17 protein-coding genes are annotated in these 19998 nt (G+C 56.8%); 6 read left to right on the top strand and 11 right to left on the bottom strand.

Annotated features, from left to right (window positions below; translation table 11 throughout):
- Positions 1-1029, top strand: coding sequence for an ABC transporter ATP-binding protein (locus PYR66_14615; protein WEF26557.1), 1029 nt, complete (start codon positions 1-3; stop codon positions 1027-1029).
- A gap of 291 nt (positions 1030-1320) precedes the next feature.
- Positions 1321-2220 carry a GGDEF domain-containing protein gene (locus tag PYR66_14610; protein WEF26556.1) on the top strand — a complete coding sequence of 300 codons (900 nt, stop codon included), beginning with the start codon at positions 1321-1323 and terminating at the stop codon, positions 2218-2220.
- A gap of 87 nt (positions 2221-2307) precedes the next feature.
- On the opposite strand, the gene PYR66_14605 is transcribed toward PYR66_14610, so the two are convergent.
- From PYR66_14605 to PYR66_14585, 5 genes are all read right to left on the bottom strand, one after another.
- Complete coding sequence (locus tag PYR66_14605) at positions 2308-3273, bottom strand: PDR/VanB family oxidoreductase (protein ID WEF26555.1); 966 nt, start codon at positions 3271-3273, stop codon at positions 2308-2310.
- A gap of 57 nt (positions 3274-3330) precedes the next feature.
- Positions 3331-4779: an NAD-dependent succinate-semialdehyde dehydrogenase gene (locus PYR66_14600; GenBank protein ID WEF26554.1), complete on the bottom strand. Its 1449-nt coding sequence runs from the start codon at positions 4777-4779 to the stop codon at positions 3331-3333.
- A gap of 18 nt (positions 4780-4797) precedes the next feature.
- The gene (locus PYR66_14595) at positions 4798-5922 is read right to left on the bottom strand and encodes a ring-hydroxylating oxygenase subunit alpha (protein ID WEF26553.1); all 1125 of its coding nucleotides are present in this window, start codon (positions 5920-5922) and stop codon (positions 4798-4800) included.
- Between the two features lie 39 nt (positions 5923-5961).
- A complete protein-coding gene (locus PYR66_14590) occupies positions 5962-7569 on the bottom strand; it encodes a BCCT family transporter (GenBank protein ID WEF26552.1) in 1608 nt (535 codons plus the stop codon).
- A gap of 399 nt (positions 7570-7968) precedes the next feature.
- Entirely contained in the window at positions 7969-9054 is a 1086-nt protein-coding gene (locus PYR66_14585) for a tartrate dehydrogenase (GenBank protein WEF26551.1), read from the bottom strand.
- A gap of 82 nt (positions 9055-9136) precedes the next feature.
- On the opposite strand from PYR66_14585, the gene PYR66_14580 reads away from it, so the two are divergent.
- Complete coding sequence (locus PYR66_14580) at positions 9137-10090, top strand: LysR substrate-binding domain-containing protein (GenBank protein ID WEF26550.1); 954 nt, start codon at positions 9137-9139, stop codon at positions 10088-10090.
- Positions 10091-10119: 29 nt separating this feature from the next.
- On the opposite strand, the gene puuE is transcribed toward PYR66_14580, so the two are convergent.
- The 5 genes from puuE to puuD form a co-directional block, all read right to left on the bottom strand.
- A complete protein-coding gene (gene puuE, locus PYR66_14575; protein WEF26549.1) occupies positions 10120-11385 on the bottom strand; it encodes a 4-aminobutyrate transaminase in 1266 nt (421 codons plus the stop codon).
- Positions 11386-11431: 46 nt separating this feature from the next.
- Complete coding sequence (locus PYR66_14570) at positions 11432-12712, bottom strand: FAD-binding oxidoreductase (protein WEF26548.1); 1281 nt, start codon at positions 12710-12712, stop codon at positions 11432-11434.
- A 2-nt stretch (positions 12713-12714) separates the two neighbouring features.
- The gene (gene puuC, locus PYR66_14565; protein WEF30459.1) at positions 12715-14202 is read right to left on the bottom strand and encodes an aldehyde dehydrogenase PuuC; all 1488 of its coding nucleotides are present in this window, start codon (positions 14200-14202) and stop codon (positions 12715-12717) included.
- Positions 14203-14569: 367 nt separating this feature from the next.
- A complete protein-coding gene (gene puuR, locus PYR66_14560; protein WEF26547.1) occupies positions 14570-15127 on the bottom strand; it encodes an HTH-type transcriptional regulator PuuR in 558 nt (185 codons plus the stop codon).
- 25 nt (positions 15128-15152) lie between these two features.
- Positions 15153-15905, bottom strand: coding sequence for a gamma-glutamyl-gamma-aminobutyrate hydrolase (gene puuD / locus PYR66_14555; GenBank protein ID WEF26546.1), 753 nt, complete (start codon positions 15903-15905; stop codon positions 15153-15155).
- A 225-nt stretch (positions 15906-16130) separates the two neighbouring features.
- Here puuD and PYR66_14550 point away from each other — a divergent pair, with 225 nt between their 5' ends.
- Both PYR66_14550 and PYR66_14545 read left to right on the top strand, forming a co-directional pair.
- Positions 16131-17549, top strand: a complete 1419-nt coding sequence (locus PYR66_14550; protein ID WEF26545.1) for a glutamine synthetase family protein — start codon at positions 16131-16133, stop codon at positions 17547-17549.
- Between the two features lie 353 nt (positions 17550-17902).
- The gene (locus tag PYR66_14545; protein ID WEF26544.1) at positions 17903-19294 is read left to right on the top strand and encodes an APC family permease; all 1392 of its coding nucleotides are present in this window, start codon (positions 17903-17905) and stop codon (positions 19292-19294) included.
- 87 nt (positions 19295-19381) lie between these two features.
- Here PYR66_14545 and PYR66_14540 read toward each other — a convergent pair whose 3' ends face one another.
- On the bottom strand, positions 19382-19504 hold the full coding sequence (locus tag PYR66_14540) for a small membrane protein (GenBank protein WEF26543.1): 123 nt from the start codon (positions 19502-19504) through the stop codon (positions 19382-19384).
- A gap of 266 nt (positions 19505-19770) precedes the next feature.
- On the opposite strand from PYR66_14540, the gene PYR66_14535 reads away from it, so the two are divergent.
- Positions 19771-19995 (top strand): hypothetical protein, encoded by a 225-nt coding sequence (locus tag PYR66_14535; GenBank protein WEF26542.1) that lies wholly within the window; start codon positions 19771-19773, stop codon positions 19993-19995.
- The last annotated feature ends 3 nt before the right edge of the window (positions 19996-19998 follow it).

Raw genomic sequence — 19998 nt, 5'->3', positions numbered from 1 at the left:
ATGCTGGAATTGTCTTCTATCTCGAAATCTTTCGCCGACGCGCTGGTTCTCGATAACCTCAATCTGACTGTCGCGCCGGGTAGCCGTACCGCGATTGTCGGCCCGTCAGGCTCCGGCAAAACGACGCTGCTGCGTATTCTCGCCGGTTTTGAAACGCCGGATAACGGGCGCATCGTTATGCAGGGCAACACCCTGTTTGGCGACGGCGTGTTTGTCCCGGCTCATCAGCGCAGGATCGGTTTTGTCCCGCAGGAAGGGGCGCTGTTCCCGCATCTTAATGTGGCCGACAATATCGCCTGGGGGCTGGATAGCAGCCGTGAGGAGAAACGCCGCCGCGTCGCCGCGCTGATGGAGATGGTGGCATTAGACCCGCAATTGGCTAACCACTGGCCGCACGAAATCTCCGGCGGCCAGCAGCAGCGGGTGGCATTAGCTCGCGCGCTGGCGCAGCAGCCGTCGCTGATGCTGCTGGATGAGCCTTTCTCGGCGCTGGATACCGGGCTGCGGGCGGCGACGCGTAAAGCCACCGCCGATCTGCTTGCCGAGGCTGGCGTGGCGTCGATTCTGGTAACTCACGATCAGACCGAGGCGCTGTCATTTGCCAGCCAGGTCGCGGTGATGCGCCAGGGGCGTTTTGCGCAGGTAGGTAGCCCGTTTGAGGTCTATTCACGCCCGGTCGATGAGGCCACGGCGCTGTTCCTCGGCGATGCGTTGGTGCTTGATGCCGAACTTGCCGATGGGCGCGCGCGCTGCGCCATTGGCGAACTGATGACCGAAGACCGTCATGCCAATGGCCGGGGGCGGGTGATGCTGCGCCCGGAACAGCTGCTGGTCTCGCCGTGCGCGACGCAAGACAGTCCATTACGTATTGCCGACGTCGATTTCGCTGGCCATATCTCAACGCTGACGTTGACGGCGCCAGGGCAGGCGATGCCGCTGGTGCTGAAGACCGTCAGCCAGGCCGCCTGGCAGACTGGCGCAACGGTACGGCTCGACGTTGTCGGCCCGGCGCGGGTATTTTGTGCATAATGGCGAAAAGCTGAGCGCATAAGCGGCGTAAACCTTGATTTGTCACGGAGAAGTGTTAATTAGTCTTTGATGTAGCACATTGTGCTAATTACGCCGCCGGTGAACTCTTTAGTATCCGCGCCACTGACCTCGTCGCCATGGAGTGGTAGGACGTTGGAATAATTCCGCGGGGTCAGTCCATTCTTATTCCTTCTCTCATGCAGGGTAATCGTATTTTTGTTCGCGGAAATGCCGCAGGCTGTTATGCTATTTTATGGAAGCCTCGATCTCGATGACGTTGTGAGAGACTAAATGCCCGAAATAGAAAAGAACATAAATATAAAAACCCCCGCGGTTAATTCTTCGCTAAATTTCCTGCCCGCGCTGGCGGTTATTGTTCTGGTGTCGTTACTTTGCGCCGCTATCTTAAAACCCTTAGGGCCGTGGCGGGAGATATTCAGTAATCCGGGTTTATATATTGATTTTTTAGCGCTGTTATTTTTAGTGTTTATGCTGTGGAGTTCGGCAAAGGTACGCGTCAGCCACGTGGCGGTGAACTGCGTGAAATATGGTTTACTGTTGTGGATTGCCGGCGGCACTTTTGACTTAATGGATGAGATATTCCAGCAGCCACGATGGATGGGTTATTATTGCGAAGATCTGCTGCGCCTTTCCGGGATGCTGGTCACGGCGATCGGCATTTATAAGATTATCGAACGCATCAATCTGCTGTACGTCGATGCGCGCTCAAAATCGTTGAAAGATGAACTCACCCAGTTGCCGAACCGCCGTTTCTTTATCGATACTATTCGCGAGAAAGAAGGGCATTCGGTGGCGTTGATGATTCTGGATATCGATTTCTTCAAGAAAATCAATGATACCTACGGCCACCTGGTGGGGGATGAAGTCCTGTTCGCGCTGGGTAAACAACTGTCAAAGTTGACCTGCGATCGGATCCAACCGGCGCGAATTGGCGGCGAGGAGTTTGCGATTATCGCCGATGGCCTGTCGCTGGCAGAGGTCCGTGAACTGGCGCAGTCGATCCTTGAAAACGCGCGCGTTATTCTGATTAATAACGACTACCCGCTGTCGATCAGTATCGGCGTCGGTATGCGCGAACAAGGTGAGGCGCAGGACGTTTTTATTAAGAAAGTCGATGAAGCATTATACCGGGCAAAAAATAATGGCCGCGGTCGCGTGGAGTGGGCGTGACGCGTATTTCAATAACTGAAAAACAACTCGTCGGGTGCCGATGATAGTCGTGCGCTTTCCGGCCGCAGGGGCGGCCGGAACTGTTATTTATAAATCCAGTACCAACCGGCCGCTTTTGGCGCGCGAACAGCAGATCAACATACTCTGCTGGCTGGCTTTCTCTTCGTCGCTGTAATACTGATCGCGGTGGTCGGCTTCGCCTTCCAGGATCATGGTTTCGCAGGTGCCGCACACGCCTTCGCGGCACAGGCATTCGACCTTCGCCGCTTTATTGTTTTCAATGACCTGCAAAATGGTCATGTCCTGCGGTACGGTAAATTCGCGCCCGGAACGCGCCAGCACCAGCGTGAAGGCATCCCCGCCTTTATCCTCAACAACAAACTGTTCAAAGTGCAGCTGATTGGCAGGTACCTGATGGTCTTCGGCAGCGATTCTTACCGCCTCGTTAAGCGCGGCCGGGCCGCAGGTATACACGTGGGTGCCGGGCTCGAGATCGGCGAACAGACGCGCGAGATCGAGACGGCTGCCGAGTGCGGATACGTGAACGTTGACCCGATCGCCCCACGGCGCGGCGCCTAGCTCATCGACGAAAGCGTTGTTGTCGGCATCGTGGAAACAATAGTGCAACTGCCAGTCAGCCTGACGCTGTTCCAGTTGCGGGATATGCGATAGAAACGGCGTAATGCCGATACCGCCAGCGATCAGCAGATGCTTACGTGCCTGCGGGTCGATGGCGAACAGATTATTGGGCGTGGAAACCGTCAGGGTATCGCCCGGTCGTACCTGCTGGTGCATAAAGCGCGAGCCGCCCTTTGACGGCGACTCGAGACAAACGGCAATCTGCCAGCTTGTGGTATCCAGTGGGGAACTCATCAGCGAATAAGCGTTACTGTAGCGCTGCTCGCCGTCCTGCATCTGGACAATAATATGGCTGCCGCCGCTGAATGCCGGTAGCGGCTTGCCCGACGGCGACACCAGGGTAAAACGCTTCACCTGGGCGGTGATCTGTTCCACATCGCGAACGATCGCTTCAAACATTTGATAATCAGACATCGCTGAACTCCATCAAAAAATCCCGGCGCAGCCTGCGCTGTCGCCGGGAGAGCGTATTTACAACCCCTGGCAGAGGTACTTCATCTCCAGGTAATCTTCAATGCCGTGTTCTGAGCCTTCGCGGCCAAGGCCGGACTGCTTCACTCCACCAAACGGCGCGACTTCGTTGGAGATCAGCCCGGTATTGATGCCGACCATGCCGTATTCCAGCTGCTCGGAGACGCGCCAGATGCGGGCGGCATCGTTGCTGTAGAAATAGGAGGCGAGCCCGTAGATGGTGTCGTTGGCCTGCTCGATGACCTGCTGTTCATCCTCGAATTTCACCAGTGCGGCCACCGGGCCGAAAATCTCTTCCTGGAGTAGCAGCGAACCCGGCTGTACGTCGCCGATCACCGTCGGCGTAAAGAAATTACCGCCCAGCGGATGCGCTTTGCCGCCGGTGAGCAGCGTGGCACCGCGGCTCAGGGCATCGTCCAGCAGGGACTGCACTTTACGCCCGGCATCGGCGTTAATCAGCGGCCCGATCTGCGCATCGGACTCGCCGCCGTCGCCGACTTTCAGCGCGGCGACGCGGGCGACGAACTTATCGCAGAACTGGTCGTAGATGGCATGGTGAATGTAGAAACGGTTGACGCAAACGCAGGTTTGCCCGGCGTTACGGAACTTAGCGACCAGCGCGCCCTCGACCGCTTTATCAATATCGGCGTCGTCGAAGACGATAAACGGCGCGTTACCGCCAAGCTCTAACGAGAGCTTTTTGATTGATTCGGCGCACTGGCGCATCAGTACACGACCGACTTCGGTCGACCCGGTAAAGGAGAGTTTGCGCACCCGCTCGTCGCCAGTAAACACCGCGCCGATCTCGCGCGACTGGCCGGTGACCACGTTGATGACGCCCTGTGGGATCCCGGCCTGAATCGCCAGTTCCGCCATGGCCAGCGCGGTAAACGGCGTTTCGTTAGCCGGTTTTATCACCATCGTACAACCAGCAGCCAGCGCAGGCCCAGCTTTGCGGGTGATCATCGCCGCCGGGAAGTTCCACGGGGTGATCGCCGCGCAGACGCCGATACCCTGGCGGATTACCATCAGGCGTTTATCGGCGGCGGGCGAGGGGATGACCTCGCCGTTGGTACGTTTACCTTGTTCAGCGAACCATTCGATAAACGAGGCCGCATAGGCGATTTCGCCTTCTGCTTCCGCCAGCGGCTTACCTTGCTCGGCGGTCATAATCTGCGCCAGCGCGCTTTTGTTTTCGAGGATCAAGCGGTGCCAGTTCTTCAATAGCGCGGCGCGCTGGGCGGCGGTAAACGCGCGCCACGCTGGCAGCGCGGCGGCAGCGGCATCTACCGCCTGTTGCGCTTCCGCCCGTCCCATATTCGGGATCTGGCCGAGCGTCGCGCCGGTTGACGGGTTGCTGACGGCAAGCGTGGCGCCATCGGCGGCGTCGCGCCAGCTTCCGGCAATCAGCGCCTGTTGGCGAAAAAGGGCAGAGTGAAACACGGACATAGCAAACTCCTTCAACGATTACGGCTGGAACACCTGGGCCACGAGATTATGGAAGTGGGCGATACCGTGCTCGGAGATACCGCTGCCGCTGTTATCGGCCATAATGCGCCCCTGACCTCGATAGCCGCGGGACTTCAGCCCTTTCTGCACACTCTCCACCAGACGTAAATCTTCCGGGCGGAACACATCGCGATACCACTCAATCAGCGATTTTTGCTCATCGGTCAGCTCTTCGTTGGTGAAATAGATATCGTAGTTCTGCAGGGTGGTCTCTTCATCCACCGGGAATTCGTAGATAACGGTCATCATGCCCTTGATCGGCGTGACGTTGAGCATGGTGCATGGCCACAGCCAGAAACCGTGGAACGCAGCATCTACGCCTTCTTCGAACTTAAACGACTGTTCGGACGGCTTGGCGAAGCCATATTGCAGCGTCCATTTGCCGTGCATGGTGTGCCAGTAGCGATCAACCTGTACGGAATCGGAGAAACCGGGATGCGCCGGGCCACAGTGGTAGCATTCAAGATAGTTGTCGACGATGTTTTTCCAGTTGGCCGGGGTGCGGGTGGTAAAACGCGCCGCCAGTTTCAGATCATGGACGTCCGGGCAGGCTTCCAGCACTTTGTCCTGCAGGCCCGGTAACTGCGCTTCGACGCTCTCGGCCTCTGGATTCATATTGATAAACACGAAACCGGCGTACTCTTCGAGGCGTACCGGCATCAGTTGCGCCTTCTCGCTGTCGAAATTAGCCACGTTTTCGCAGTTGCGGGCGTGGGCGAGATTGCCGTCGAGCTTGAAGGCCCAGGCGTGGTACGGGCAGGTAATCACGTTTTTGGCTTTGCCTTCGCCGCTCAGTAACTGGTGGCCGCGGTGCGGGCAGACGTTATAGAAGGCGCGCAGGATGTTGTCGCGGCCACGCACGATAACGATATTTTCGCCGATGATTTCCCGGGTAATGTAGTCATTCGGTTTGGCGACCTCGCTGCCGTGCGCGACGCAAATCCAGCTATTGGCGAAGATACGCTCTTTCTCGTGTTCAAAAGCCTGGCCGTCGGTATAGAAGCGGGCCGGGATGGTCCAGGCGTCCTGCGGATTAGCACAAAAGTTAATCGGCAGAGTAAAGTCAGGGCTCAAATTGCTCATGTAGGGTCACCTTGTGATTATTGTCAGTAAGAGGTTGTATTACAGCGACTGACCGTCGCTTTTGAGTACTGCGCCAACCGGTAGCGATTCGGCTTTGCCGACCGGCTCGGGCATATGCGTTTCTATCTGATGGACCGGCACGTGGGCGTAGTCCTGTTTTAACCAGCGCAGGAAGCCGCCGGTTTTGACCAATAAGATGGCGAGGAACGGCAGGGCGGTCAGCACCACGGTGGTTTTCATGGTTTCAAGCGACGCGCCGGTAAACAGAATCGATAGCGGAATGAGGGTGATCACGACGCACCAGAACAGGCGCATGCCGCGATCCGGATCTTCGCCTTCGCGCAGGTTACGGGTGCTGGTTGCCGCCATGGTGTAGGCCACCGCATCCATGTGCGAAGCAAGGAAGACAATCATCACGAACAGATAGGCGGCGAGGAACAGCTTACCTGCCGGTAATGACATCAGCACCTGCTGGACGGCGGTTTCGCCGCCGAGGGTTTGCATCACCTGTGGCACGTTAATCACGCCGTTGACGAACTGGTGCATGGCATAGCTTTCCATCACCCCGAAGAAGAACCAGCAACCGACGGTACTGCCGAGGATCAGCGCCCAGATCACCTCTTTGATTTTGCGTCCGCGGGAAACGCGGGTGACGAACATCGCCACGCCCGGGGTATAGGAGATCCACCACAGCCAGTAGAAGACGGTCCAGTTGCGGGTGAAGGCGCCGTCGCCGAGCGGATCGGTAAACAGGCTCATCTGCAGGAAATTCTGCGTGGTCAGGCCGATGGCGTTGATGATGTTGTTGGTGATGAATTCGGTCGGGCCCACCAGCAGCACGATCAGCGGCAGCAGGAATGCGCCCCAGCCGACCATTTTGCTCAGACGCTGCAGGCCGTTATTGATGCCAATCCACGAACTCATGCAGAAAATACCGCCGGAGAGCAGGATCACGAAAGCCTGAACGGTGAAGTTATCCGGCAGGCCGGTCAGTGCCGACAGGCCGCGGGTGAAGGTTGCCGCGGTAACGACCAGCGAAATGGTTAACGCGCCAACGGTGGCGATCAGGAACATCAGGTCGACCAGACGCCCCCAGAAGCCCTGCGGATTCACGCCGGTGATCGCCGAGATAATCCCGGAGAGACTGAGACCTTTGTTTTTCCGCACGTGGAAGTGGTAGGCCATGATCAGCGACGCGAGGGTGTAGGTCGCCCACGCGCTGATGCCCCAGTGGAAGAAGGAGTAAGGAATGCTGTATTCCAGCGCTTTCGGCGACTGCGGCGCGATATTCAGGCCCGGCGTTTGATAGTAATAGGCCCACTCGGCTACGCCCCAGTACAGGGTGGAGGAGCCGAGTCCGGCGCAGATAAACATAAACAGCCATGAGAGAGTGCTGTATTCGGCTTTGCCTTCGCCGAGACGAATATTGCCGTATTTGCTGGTTGCCAGATATAACACCAGTCCCAGCGCCATCAGTACCAGGATTTGTACCGCCGACCCGAGCAGGCGGGTGACGCCGTTAAAAATGGCGTTCGCCGCCTGCGCGGTTTGCTGGGGGAAGAGACTTAATGTAGCGGCGATAAAAATAATGGCCGCCAGGCTTATGGCAATCAGCGGCACATCTTTTTTCTTTACGTTGCTCAACATGGGTGATCTCCTGGGCGTGGTCGCCCGTATGTGGCTTTAGCCTGTCGTTGTTATCACACTGTAGGGTCAAGGTTCGTAGCAAAGAGCTATTAACAATTGGATTATTTCTTCGTTACATCGATTAAACAATTGGCCGATTCGTGAAGCAATAAAACACGGAACGGAAATAATAAAAGGTGAATCAGCGCAGGTTATTTCCTGGTGGGAATCAATAAAGTTTGCCGCTGTGACGCGGTTCACTTGTCAAGAGTGGGGTTTTCTGCATATCGAAGAGAGAGGGGAGTTGGCGCGAGTTTTCCCGGGTAGCGGCTACGCCTTACCCGGGCTACGCGATCGGGCGATATTCTCGTGCCATTGTAGCCCCGGTAAGCGCAGCCGACCGGGGAGCGGGCGGGGTAATTACGCCAAAATGGCCTGGCAGATGGCGTTGCTGACTTGCTGTGTCGAGGCGCTGCCCTTCATGTCCGGGGTTTTCGGCCCGCTGGCGATCACCTGTTCAATCGCCGCCAGGATGCCGTTATGCGCGGCGTGGTAGCGTTCGTCGCCGTTGCCGAGGAAATCGAGCATCATGGCGCCAGCCCAAACGGTGGCGATCGGGTTGGCGATGTTTTTACCGTAGATATCCGGCGCCGAACCATGAACCGGTTCAAACAGCGACGGGAAGGTCCGCTCTGGATTCAGGTTCGCCGACGGCGCAATACCGATGGTGCCGGTACACGCCGGGCCGAGATCGGAGAGAATATCGCCGAACAGATTCGAACCTACCACCACATCGAAACGCTCCGGCTGCAACACGAAGCGGGCGCAGAGAATATCGATATGTTGCTTATCCCAGCGGATCCCGGGGTAGTTTTTAGCCATCTCTTCCACGCGTTCATCCCAATACGGCATGCTGATCGCCAGGCCATTGGACTTGGTCGCGGAAGTCAACGTTTTGCGTGGGCGACTTTGCGCCAGCTCAAAGGCGTAGCGCAGGATGCGGTCGACGCCGCGGCGGGTGAAGACGGACTCCTGAATCACCACTTCATTTTCGGTGCCTTCATTGGCGCGCCCGCCGAGAGCGGAATACTCGCCTTCGGTATTCTCACGCACCACGTAAAAATCGATATCGCCGGCTTTTTTACCCGCCAGTGGACAAGGGACGCCGGGGAACAAGCGCACCGGACGCAAATTGACGTACTGATCGAACTCGCGGCGGAACTTCAACAGCGAGCCCCACAGTGAAATGTGGTCCGGGACGGTATCCGGCCAGCCGACGGCGCCGAAGTAGATAGCATCGAAGCCCTGTAATTGCTCGCGCCAGTCGTCCGGCATCATCTTGCCGTGGTGGGCGTAATATTCACAGCTGGCCCATTCCATTTGCTCGAAGCTGAGCGATAAATCCCAACGCTGCGCGGCGGCTTGCAGCACGCGAATACCTTCAGGCAGAACTTCTTTACCAATTCCGTCACCAGGGATGGCGGCAATACGACAGGTTTTTTTCATTCCGGTTCTCACTTTTTAGCGATGATGTTTGACCACCTGCCTATCCTATAATTGACTGGTTCATAATTAATCACGCTAACTGGTGAAACATAAAACACAGATCATGAATAATCTACCGCTGCTAAATGATTTACGCGTGTTTATGCTGGTCGCCCGCCGCGCCGGTTTTGCCGCCGCCGCTGAAGAGCTTGGCGTGTCGCCAGCTTTCGTCAGCAAGCGGGTGTCGCTGCTGGAGCAAACCCTGAACGTGATGCTGCTGCACCGCACCACTCGCCGGGTCACCATTACCGAAGAGGGGGAACGGATCTACGAATGGGCGCAGCGCATTCTGCAGGATGTCGATGAGATGATGGATGAACTCTCCGATGTGCGGCAGGTGCCACAGGGAATGCTGCGCATTATCAGCAGCTTTGGTTTTGGCCGCCGGGTGGTGGCCCCCGCGCTATCGGCGCTGGCGCGTCAGTATCCGCAGCTGGAACTGCGTTTCGACGTCGAAGACCGGCTGGTGGATTTGGTGAATGAAGGGGTCGATCTCGATATTCGTGTGGGTGATGATATCGCGCCGAATCTGATTGCCCGCAAGCTGGCGACCAATCACCGCATTCTTTGCGCCTCGCCATCGTTCTTTGCCCACCATCCGCAGCCGAAGCAGCTCAGCGATCTGGCGATGCTGCCGTGTCTGGTGATTAAAGAGCGCGATCATCCTTTCGGCGTTTGGCAGTTGCACGGCAAAGACGGCCAGCACGCGATCAAGGTGACCGGGCCGTTGTCATCTAACCATGGCGAAATCGTGCATCAGTGGTGCCTGGACGGGCAGGGGGTTGCGTTACGCTCGTGGTGGGACGTCAGTGAAAATATCGCCAGCGGCCATCTGGTACACGTGCTGCCAGACTACTTTCAGCCCGCCAACGTCTGGGCGGTCTACGTGTCGCGACTGGCGACCTCAGCTAAAATTCGCACCACCGTTGAGTTTCTGCGCCACTATTTTCAGCAGCACTATCCCCAGCAGTGTATCGTCAGCAGCGAGGTAAAATAGCCGACGGCCAGGGCCGTCGGCGGAGGGCATTACAGACGGGTGACGCGCTGTAGAATCGTCAGCGCGCGGGAGAATTGCGCATCCGGGATCGTCAGCGGGTAGAGGAAGCGGATGACGTTGCCGTACTGGCCGCAGGTCAGCAGCAACAGGCCCTGCGCCAGCGCCTGTTGCTGGATTTTCTGCGCGATCGCCGCTGAAGGTTCGCCAGTCGCCGGGTCAAAGAACTCCGCCGCGATCATCGATCCGACGCCGCGCGCTTCCACCAGCGCCGGACACCAGCCCTTGATCTCTTGCAGGGTCGCCAGCAGGCGCTCGCCGAGGAACTGCGCGCGCTCGCACAGCGCCTCGTTATCAATGATATCCAGCACGGCGTGCGCTGCCGCCACCGCCAGCGGGTTACCGGCGTAGGTGCCGCCTAAACCGCCCGGCGCCGGGGCGTCCATAATCTGCGCGTTACCGACTACGCCGGAAAGCGGCATCCCGCCCGCCAGGCTTTTGGCCATGGTCATCAGGTCTGGCTTATCAGCGTAGTGATCCATCGCGAACAGCTTACCGGTACGGGCGAACCCGCTCTGTACTTCATCGGCGATCATCACAATGCCGTGTTCATCACAGATACGGCGCACGGCGGCAACCAGCTCTTTCGGCGCGACGTTAAAACCGCCTTCACCCTGAACCGGTTCGAAGATAATCGCTGCGACCTGTTTGGCTTCGATATCGGCTTTGAACAGGCGTTCAATGGCGGTAATCGAATCTTCGGTGCTGATACCGTGCAGCGCCGATGGATACGGCACGTGGTACACCGAACCAGGGAATGGCCCAAAGCCCAGCTTATACGGTGCGACTTTGCCGGTGAGCGCCATGGTCATGTAGGTACGGCCATGGAAACCGCCGCCGAAGGCGATAACGCCCGGGCGCCCGGTATGGGCGCGGGCGATTTTGACCGCGTTTTCGACCGCTTCCGCGCCGGTGGAGAAGAACGCGGTCTTCGCCGGGCCTTGTACCGGCGCCAGTTCGTTGAGTTTTTCTGCCAGCGACACGTAGCTTTCATAAGGCACGATCTGGTAGGCGGTATGGGTAAACTGCTGCAGTTGTTGCTCGACGGCGGCGACCATTTTCGGATGGCGGTGACCGGTGTTCAGCACCGCGATCCCGGCGGCGAAATCAATATACTCATTGCCTTCGACGTCGGTCAGCGTGGCGTTTTGCGCACTCTGGGCAAAGAAGTTGCACATGACGCCCACACCGCGTGGGGTGGCGGAAAGACGACGCTGATGGAATTCATTGTTGCTCATGTTAGATACCCTTTAGCAAAAGTTAATCACTGAACCGAACGGCGAATCAGACCCCAAGACGGTCGCGCAGGCTGTAGTACGCGGCGCCCATGGCGGTAAATGGAATACGCAGGCTGCGCCCGCCCGGGAACGGGTAGTGCGGCAGTTTGGCGAAGGCGTCGAAACGCTCGGCATCGCCGCGCAACAGCTCTGAAATCAAGCGCCCGGCCAGATGAGTACAGGTCACGCCATGGCCGCTGTAGCCTTGCATGTAGTAAATATTGTTATCGAGACGGCCGAACTGCGGCATGCGCGACAGGGTCAACAGGAAGTTGCCGGTCCAGCGATAGTCAATCTTCACCCCCTGCAACTGCGGGAAGGTTTTCAGCAACTTGGGCATAATCAGTCGTTCAACATCGTCCGGGTCGCGCGCGCCGTAGACCACGCCGCCGCCGTACAGCAGGCGGTTGTCGCCGGTGATACGGTAGTAGTCCAACAGATAGTTACAATCCTCTACACAGTAGTTTTTCGGGATCAGCGAGCGCGCTAACGCTTCCGACAGCGGGGCGGTCGTCACCACCTGAGTGCCACACGGCATGCTGCGTTTCGCCAGCTCCGGCTCAACCTTATCGCCGAGATAAGCGTTGCCAGCGATGATGACATAGCGGGCGGTCACCTGGCCGTGAGCGGTGCTGACCACCGCCGGATTAGTGTGCTGAATACGCGTGACCGGCGATTGTTCATAGACCCGGCCGCCGTTAAGACGAATGGCGTCCGCTTCGCCGATAGCAAGGTTCAGCGGATGAATATGTCCGCCGCTATGATCGAGCAGGGCGCCGACGTAGCGATCGCTATCGACCTCACGACGAATGGCGTGGCTGTCCAGCAGCTCCAGTTGGCTGTTGCCATAGCGTTCCCAGTTGGCTTTCTGCTCTTCCAGCGTCTCCATTTGCTTCGGGTTCATCGCGACAAACAGACCGCCCGGGCGGTAGTCGCACTGGATCTGATAGCGTTGGATGCGTTCGCGGATAATATTGCCGCCTTCGAACATCATGCTGCCGAGCATTTTTGCCGCGTCCGGGCCGTAGCTTTTTTCGATGACGTCGATGTCGCGGCTATAGGAGTTAACCAGCTGTCCACCGTTGCGGCCGCTGGCACCGAAGCCGATACGCGCTGCTTCCAGCACGACGACGTCGTAGCCCATTTCGGCCAGATGCAGGGCCGAAGAGAGGCCGGTGTAGCCGCCGCCGACGACGCAGACGTCGCAGCTGATCGATTCGTCCAGCGTCGGGAACGGCGTATATTTATTGGCGCTGGCGGCATAGTAGCTAGTGGTATGTTCAGTCATGATTAAGACTCCAGAGCAATCCAGATAGTTTTCAGTTCGGTGAATTTTTCCAGCGCATGCAGCGATTTATCGCGCCCGTTGCCGCTCTGCTTGTAGCCGCCGAACGGGACGGTCATATCACCATCGTTATAGTTGTTGACGAAGACGGAACCGGCTTTCAGGCGGCGGCTCATGCGGTGCGCGCGGGAGAGATCGCGCGTCCATACCGCAGCACCGAGACCATAGTTGCTGTCGTTGGCCAGCCGCAGCGCCTCTTCTTCGGTTTTAAAACGTGTGACCACCAGCACCGGACCGAAAATCTCTTCACGGCTGAGGGTCGAGGCCGGGTCGACATCAACGAAAATGGTTGGGCCGACGGCGGCAGGCCACGGATTTTTACGCCCGTCGAGGAACAGCGTGCTGTTGCTTTCGCCGCCGCGGATAAAACTGTGCACGCTGTCGGCATGCGCGTTATCAATCAGCATCCCCATGGTGGTGTTTGGGTCGAGCGGGTTGCCCGGCTGCCAGTTTTGCGCCTGTTCTTTCAGCCGTGCGAGGAACTCATCGGCGATGCTCTCCTCTACCAGCAGACGGGTGCCGGCGATACAGACCTGGCCCTGGTTATAGAAAATGCCGCCAGCGGTGGTGTTGACCGCTTTTTGCAGATCCGGACAGTCGGCGAAGATGATATTGGCGCTTTTGCCGCCTGCTTCCAGCCATACGCGCTTCATATTGCTGTCACCGGCATCTTTCAGTAGCTGTTTGCCGGTGCGGGTAGAGCCGGTAAAGGTAATCACTTCGACGTCAGGATGTAGAGCCAGCGCCTGTCCCGCCTCGTGGCCAAAGCCGCTTACCACGTTCAATACGCCGTCCGGCAGACCGGCTTCTTTCGCTAACCCGGCAAGGCGCAGGGCGGTGAGCGGCGATTTTTCCGAGGGTTTAAGGATCACGCTGTTACCGGCCGCCAGCGCAGGGCCGAGCTTCCAGCAGGCCAACAGCAGCGGGAAGTTCCACGGCACGACCGCTGCGATCACGCCAATCGGTTCGCGCACGATCATCGCCAGCTCGTTGCTGCCGGTCGGCGCGACTTCGCCATATACTTTATCCAGCGCTTCGGCATACCAGCGGATGGCGCGGGCGGCGCCGGGAATATCGTCGCGCAGGCTGTGGCGAATCGGTTTGCCGGTATCGAGCGTTTCCAGCAGCGCCAGCTCTTCGCGATGGGCTTCCATCAGATCGGCAAATGTGTTGAGTACCGCTTTACGCTGCGCCGGAGAGGCCTGCGACCAGTCGCCGTTATCAAAAACCTGGCGCGCGGCTTTCACCGCCAGCTCGACATCGGCTTTTTTGCCGCGGGCGACCTGCGCCAGCGTCTGCTGAGCGGCGGGGTCGAGCGTCTCAAAGGTCGTATTATCGACTGCGGCGCAATATTCGCCGTTAATAAATAATCGCGTTTCAATGGCCAGGTTTTTCGCTTTTTCCTGCCAGTAAGCCAGGTGCTGAAAATTCATCATGACTCCTTAAAAACATCATCGGCAAAATATAGGGTTCGGCGTTTCAGAGGGCGCAGGGCATCCCCGGAGTTGAGTACCGTTTTTCCCCGTCATACTTCAAGCTGCATGTGCGTTGGCTGCGCGAGTCCACCCCAGTCACATAGTTATCTCTGCTCCTGAGTGTTCTCTCTCTTGCCGCCTTCCTGCAACTCGAATTATTTAGGGGCGGGTCGCCATTAATTGGCGTTAATTATCTGGGGGCCGGCAGGAAATAAGATTTCCGCACTGCGCAGATATTATTGCTGCGAGTTCTTCGCCGCGGCGGAAATATTGCATCCGCCGCGACAGGCCTGAAGAAAGCCTGAAACCTGCTCAGGCTAAGAAATCAGAATGTGGTGGGGGTATGGGCACTGATAATGCGGCAGATACCTGCCGAGGTGTTGCTGAAACTGTGCGGGATGCCGGTGTTAATGGCATAGCTCTGTCCAGCCACCAGGTGGTACGACTGACCGTTTATGGTCAGCACGACTTCACCTTCCAGTATGGTGCCTATCTCCTCACCCTGATGCTTAATTCTCTCCCCGGTTGTAGTCCCAGGCTGGTAAGTTTCAAAAATCATCGCCAGCGTACGGTTCGGATTTCCGTTATGAACCAGCTTCATTGAAACGCCCTGACTCCCCATTTCGATAAGATCGTCCTGATTAATAACGACCTGCGGTTCATCCGGTTTTTCAGGTTCAGAAAAGAATTCCGAGAGCGACAGCCCATATACTTTCAGCAGCTTTTGCAGCGTACTGATGGCAGGACTGACTTTGTCCTGCTCTATGGTGCTGATGGCACTATGTGTTAACCCAGACAGTTCGGCGGCACGACGCTGTGAAAGACCCAGCTGTTGGCGGATCTCTGACAGACGTTTCCCTGGCGCCAGTCCGTCATCGCTCATATTTGCATTTCCTTAACGGTAGTGGTCAGAGCCGCCGCTTTTCGGCGACATGGCTCTGACAGGCGGTGATAAAACCATCAAACAACATACGCGATAGGGCGTATTCGCTACTGTTCCATTCAGGATGCCATTGTACACCCAGCGCGAAAGGGTGGTCGTTAACGCTGACCGCCTCAACCAACCCATCTGGCGAACGCGCTTCCACCCGCAGACGTGAACCGAGTGTTTTTGCTCCCTGGCCGTGTAGCGAGTTTACCCAAAACGTGTTGCAGCCCGGTATTAACTGAGAAAGTAATCCTCCTTCCTGGACTTCCACCTGGTGGGATGGCGCATATTGTTGCTCCACCGGTAGTTCAGGATCTTCGCGATGCTCCAGCAGTTCCGGCTGTTCAAACAGACGACGATACAGAGTCCCGCCAGTGGCGACAACCAGTTCCTGCAACCCTCGGCAGATGGCGAAAATGGGGATGCGCCTTTCGAGTGCGGCGGAAATTAGCGCCATGCTCAGAAGATCACGCCCGGGGTCGGCGTCAGGCTCATCGCCGTTTTCACCATAAAGGTGCGGCTGCACATTGCTGGGGCTGCCTGGCAGGTAAATCCCGTCCAGTTTATCGACTAACGTATTCAGCAATTCCGGTTCGGCCAGCGCGTGCGGCAGGGCGATGGGGAGTCCGCCGGCGTTCACAATCGCATTCAGGTACTTTTCTTGCAGAGTCTGGGTCTGGTGACCCTTAAGCCTGTTTCTACACATCACGACGCCAATAACTGGCTTGTACATTATATTTTCCATGATCGCCCTCACAAAGTGGACTAAATTATGACCGCTAATGTCTATTAAACGGCCATATCGTTCAATATTTTCTCAATCTAGCAGTGGAAATAGCCGTTTGCAAACTTAATTTAACATTTGACAAACATTTTGTTTGCATACACATTCGAATGGTGGACATTATATTTGACGTTTTGCGTCAGGGTCCGAAAACTAAAACAACGGCGGTGAATCATGGAAACCAATATCGTAGAAGTTGAGAATTTTGTTCAGCAGACGGAAGAGAGACGGGTCAGCGCATTCGCTAAAGAAGTGAAGCGCTACCTCGAAACCTACCCCAATACCCAGTATGTCGATGTCCTACTCACTGACCTTAATGGCTGCTTCCGCGGCAAACGCATTCCGGTGGCTAGCCTGAGCAAACTGGAAAAAGGCTGTTACTTCCCGGCCTCCGTTTTTGCGATGGATATTCTTGGCAACGTGGTTGAAGAGGCCGGGCTTGGCCAGGATATGGGCGAACCGGACCGCAGCTGCGTCCCGGTACTGGGCACCTTAACCCCGTCCGCCGCCGATCCGGAATATATTGGCCAGGTGCTGTTGACCATGGTTGATGAAGATGGCGCTCCCTTTGACGTTGAGCCGCGGAACGTACTCAACCGCCTCTGGCAGCAGCTCCGCCAGCGCGGACTGTTCCCCGTGGTAGCGGTAGAGCTGGAGTTCTATTTACTCGATCGCAAACGCGATGCGGAAGGCTACCTCCAGCCGCCGTGCGCGCCGGGCACCGAAGACCGTAATACTCAAAGCCAGGTTTACTCCGTTGATAATCTCAACCACTTCGCCGATGTCCTTAACGACATTGACGAACTGGCCCAGCTGCAGCTGATCCCGGCGGATGGCGCGGTGGCGGAAGCCTCGCCCGGGCAGTTCGAAATCAACCTGCATCACACCGATAACGTGCTGGATGCGTGCGATGATGCGCTGGCATTAAAACGTCTCGTGCGTTTAATGGCCGAGAAGCATAAGATGCACGCCACTTTTATGGCGAAACCTTATGAAGAGCATGCGGGTAGCGGGATGCACATCCATATCAGCATGCAGAACAATAAAGGTGAAAACGTGCTGGCGGATGCGGACGGCGAGGATTCAGCGCTGCTGAAACGCGTGCTGGCCGGGATGATTGACCTGATGCCGTCGTCGATGGCACTGCTGGCGCCGAACGTGAACTCGTACCGTCGCTTCCAGCCGGGCATGTATGTGCCGACGCAGGCCTCCTGGGGGCATAACAACCGTACGGTCGCGCTGCGTATTCCTTGCGGCGATCGTCACAACCACCGCGTCGAATATCGCGTCGCGGGCGCGGATGCCAACCCGTATCTGGTGATGGCGGCGATTTTTGCCGGCATTCTGCACGGACTGGACAATCCACTGCCACTGCATGAAGAGGTGGAAGGTAACGGCCTTGAGCAAGAAGGGCTGCCGTTCCCAATCCGCCAGAGTGACGCGCTGTGGGAGTTTATGCAAAACGATCATCTGCGTGAGCGTCTTGGCGAGCGTTTCTGCCACGTTTATCACGCCTGTAAGCATGATGAGTTACTGCAGTTTGAGCGTCTGATTACAGAAACTGAAATTGAGTGGATGTTGAAAAACGCCTGATGTTCGCCCCGTAAGGGGCGCATTGCTTTGATAATCAGTAGCATCATACGGCCTGAGCGGAGCCTGGTCGTCCTATTTGCTGGGAGCCCAGCCATTTCCCGGATGTCGCGTTAAGGAGCGCAGGCGGCAACGGGGCTTCAGTTAACGACACAGTGTGTGACGAGGAAATGAGATGATGCAGATGTTCAAATATCCGCAGGGAGAAGGGGGCCTCTTTGGCCGCATGGGATGCCAACTTACCGCCGTTCACCGGTCCGTCTTACCCTTTTATTTACGCCTTACCCCCTTGCTAAGCAGGTTTGTTACCCGGTCTTTGTGCCCGCAAACTGTTATCGGCATGGGGGGGATGCGTCATGGCTGCTAATCTTCCTACAGAAAGCGCTTCTCAGGCGGGTAAACCGCGTCTGCGCAAATCACTCAAACTCTGGCAGGTGGTGATGATGGGGCTGGCCTATCTGACCCCGATGACGGTGTTTGATACCTTCGGTATTGTCTCCGGCATCAGCAACGGCCACGTTCCGGCTTCGTATCTGCTGGCGCTGGCTGGGGTGTTATTCACCGCTATCAGCTACGGTAAACTGGTGCGCCAGTTCCCGGAAGCGGGATCGGCCTACACCTATGCGCAAAAATCGATTAGCCCGCACGTCGGCTTTATGGTCGGCTGGTCGTCGCTGCTCGATTATCTGTTCCTGCCGATGATTAACGTGTTGCTGGCGAAGATCTATCTTTCGGCGCTGTTCCCGGAAGTACCGCCGTGGGTATGGGTGGTGACCTTTGTGGCGATCCTCACCGCCGCCAACCTGAAGAGCGTGAGTCTGGTGGCGAACTTCAACACCTTGTTCGTGCTGGTGCAGATTTCGATCATGGTGGTGTTTGTGATTCTGGTGGTGCAGGGATTACATAAAGGCGAGGGGGTCGGTACCGTGTGGTCGCTGCAGCCGTTTATCAGCGAGAATGCGCATCTGATCCCGATCATTACCGGCGCGACGATCGTCTGCTTCTCGTTCCTCGGTTTTGATGCGGTCACCACGCTTTCCGAAGAAACGCCGGACGCTGCGCGCGTGATCCCGAAAGCTATCTTCCTTACCGCGATGTACGGCGGGATTATCTTTATCGCCGCGTCGTTCTTTATGCAGCTGTTCTTCCCGGATATTCACCGCTTTAAGGATCCGGATGCCGCGTTGCCGGAAATTGCGCTGTACGTCGGCGGCAAGCTGTTCCAGTCGATTTTCCTGTGCACCACTTTTGTTAACACCCTCGCGTCAGGCCTGGCGTCGCATGCCAGCGTCTCTCGTCTGTTGTATGTGATGGGCCGCGATAACGTCTTCCCGGAGCGTATTTTCGGTTACGTCCATCCGAAATGGCGTACCCCGGCGTTGAACGTGATTATGGTGGGTATCGTTGCGTTGTCGGCGCTGTTCTTCGACCTGGTAACCGCCACGGCATTGATCAACTTCGGCGCGCTGGTGGCCTTCACCTTTGTTAACCTGTCGGTGTTTAACCACTTCTGGCGCCGCAAGGGCTATAACAAAACCTGGAAAGATCGCTTCCATTATCTGCTGCTGCCGATGGTGGGCGCGCTGACGGTCGGGGTTCTGTGGCTGAATCTTGAGGCGACCTCGCTGACGCTGGGTCTGGTATGGGCGGCGCTGGGCTTGTTGTATCTGGCTTATCTGACCCGACGCTTCCGTAAACCGCCGCCGCAGTTTGATGCGACGAAAGCGGAACAGGCTTGGGAGTCTTAATTCGCTGTGATGTTGGACAAGAAGGCAGGCTTAGCGCCTGCCTTCTTTTTAATACGCTACCCAGGTGTAAAGATTGGCAAAGGGAGATTATTTCTTTTTTTTATCGGTTGGCAACTGACTCGCGCGGCGTTCTTTGATGTAGGACACCAGGCTGTAAATGGCGACGCCCAGCAGAGCGATGGCCACGATAAAGAGCAGAAAACCCGACATAAATTAACCTAATATTTTGTTTAAACAGAAGAAAAAATACCGTCTCCCGGGAAAGATAACATCGGGATGTTTCCGAAAGATGACCTAAAAATGCGTAAACCGCGTTGCAGGGCACGTTGTGTTAAAGTATTAAAGATGTGAATGTGTTGATAGCCGTCTGCGGGCGCTTCGGCGTTTGATGTAACACTCCGTTAAGCCATTTTACAGACGGACGGCTTTGCGGCTGTTAGGCTGGGCCGTGACTGAGAATTTTCTGAGAGTTATCCATGTATAAGAAGAGTATCGCTTGCCTGCTTGGGGCGGCGCTTGCGCTGACGACGTTTGCCAGTTGGGCGCAGTCGGAAAGCCAACAGGTTCGCGAACGGATCGTCGAGCAAGTTTTAAAACCCTGCGAAGGAAAAAAAGCCGGCGATAAAGTGGTTATCGTCGATCGCCGCGGCGGCGAACACGAGGCGATTTGTACGCTGGCGGCGGTTCCACTCCCGGAATAAGCG

This window comes from Klebsiella aerogenes (assembly GCA_029027985.1).
GTDB classification, from domain to species: domain Bacteria; phylum Pseudomonadota; class Gammaproteobacteria; order Enterobacterales; family Enterobacteriaceae; genus Klebsiella; species Klebsiella aerogenes_A.
This window is presented reverse-complemented; position numbering and strand designations above follow the sequence as displayed.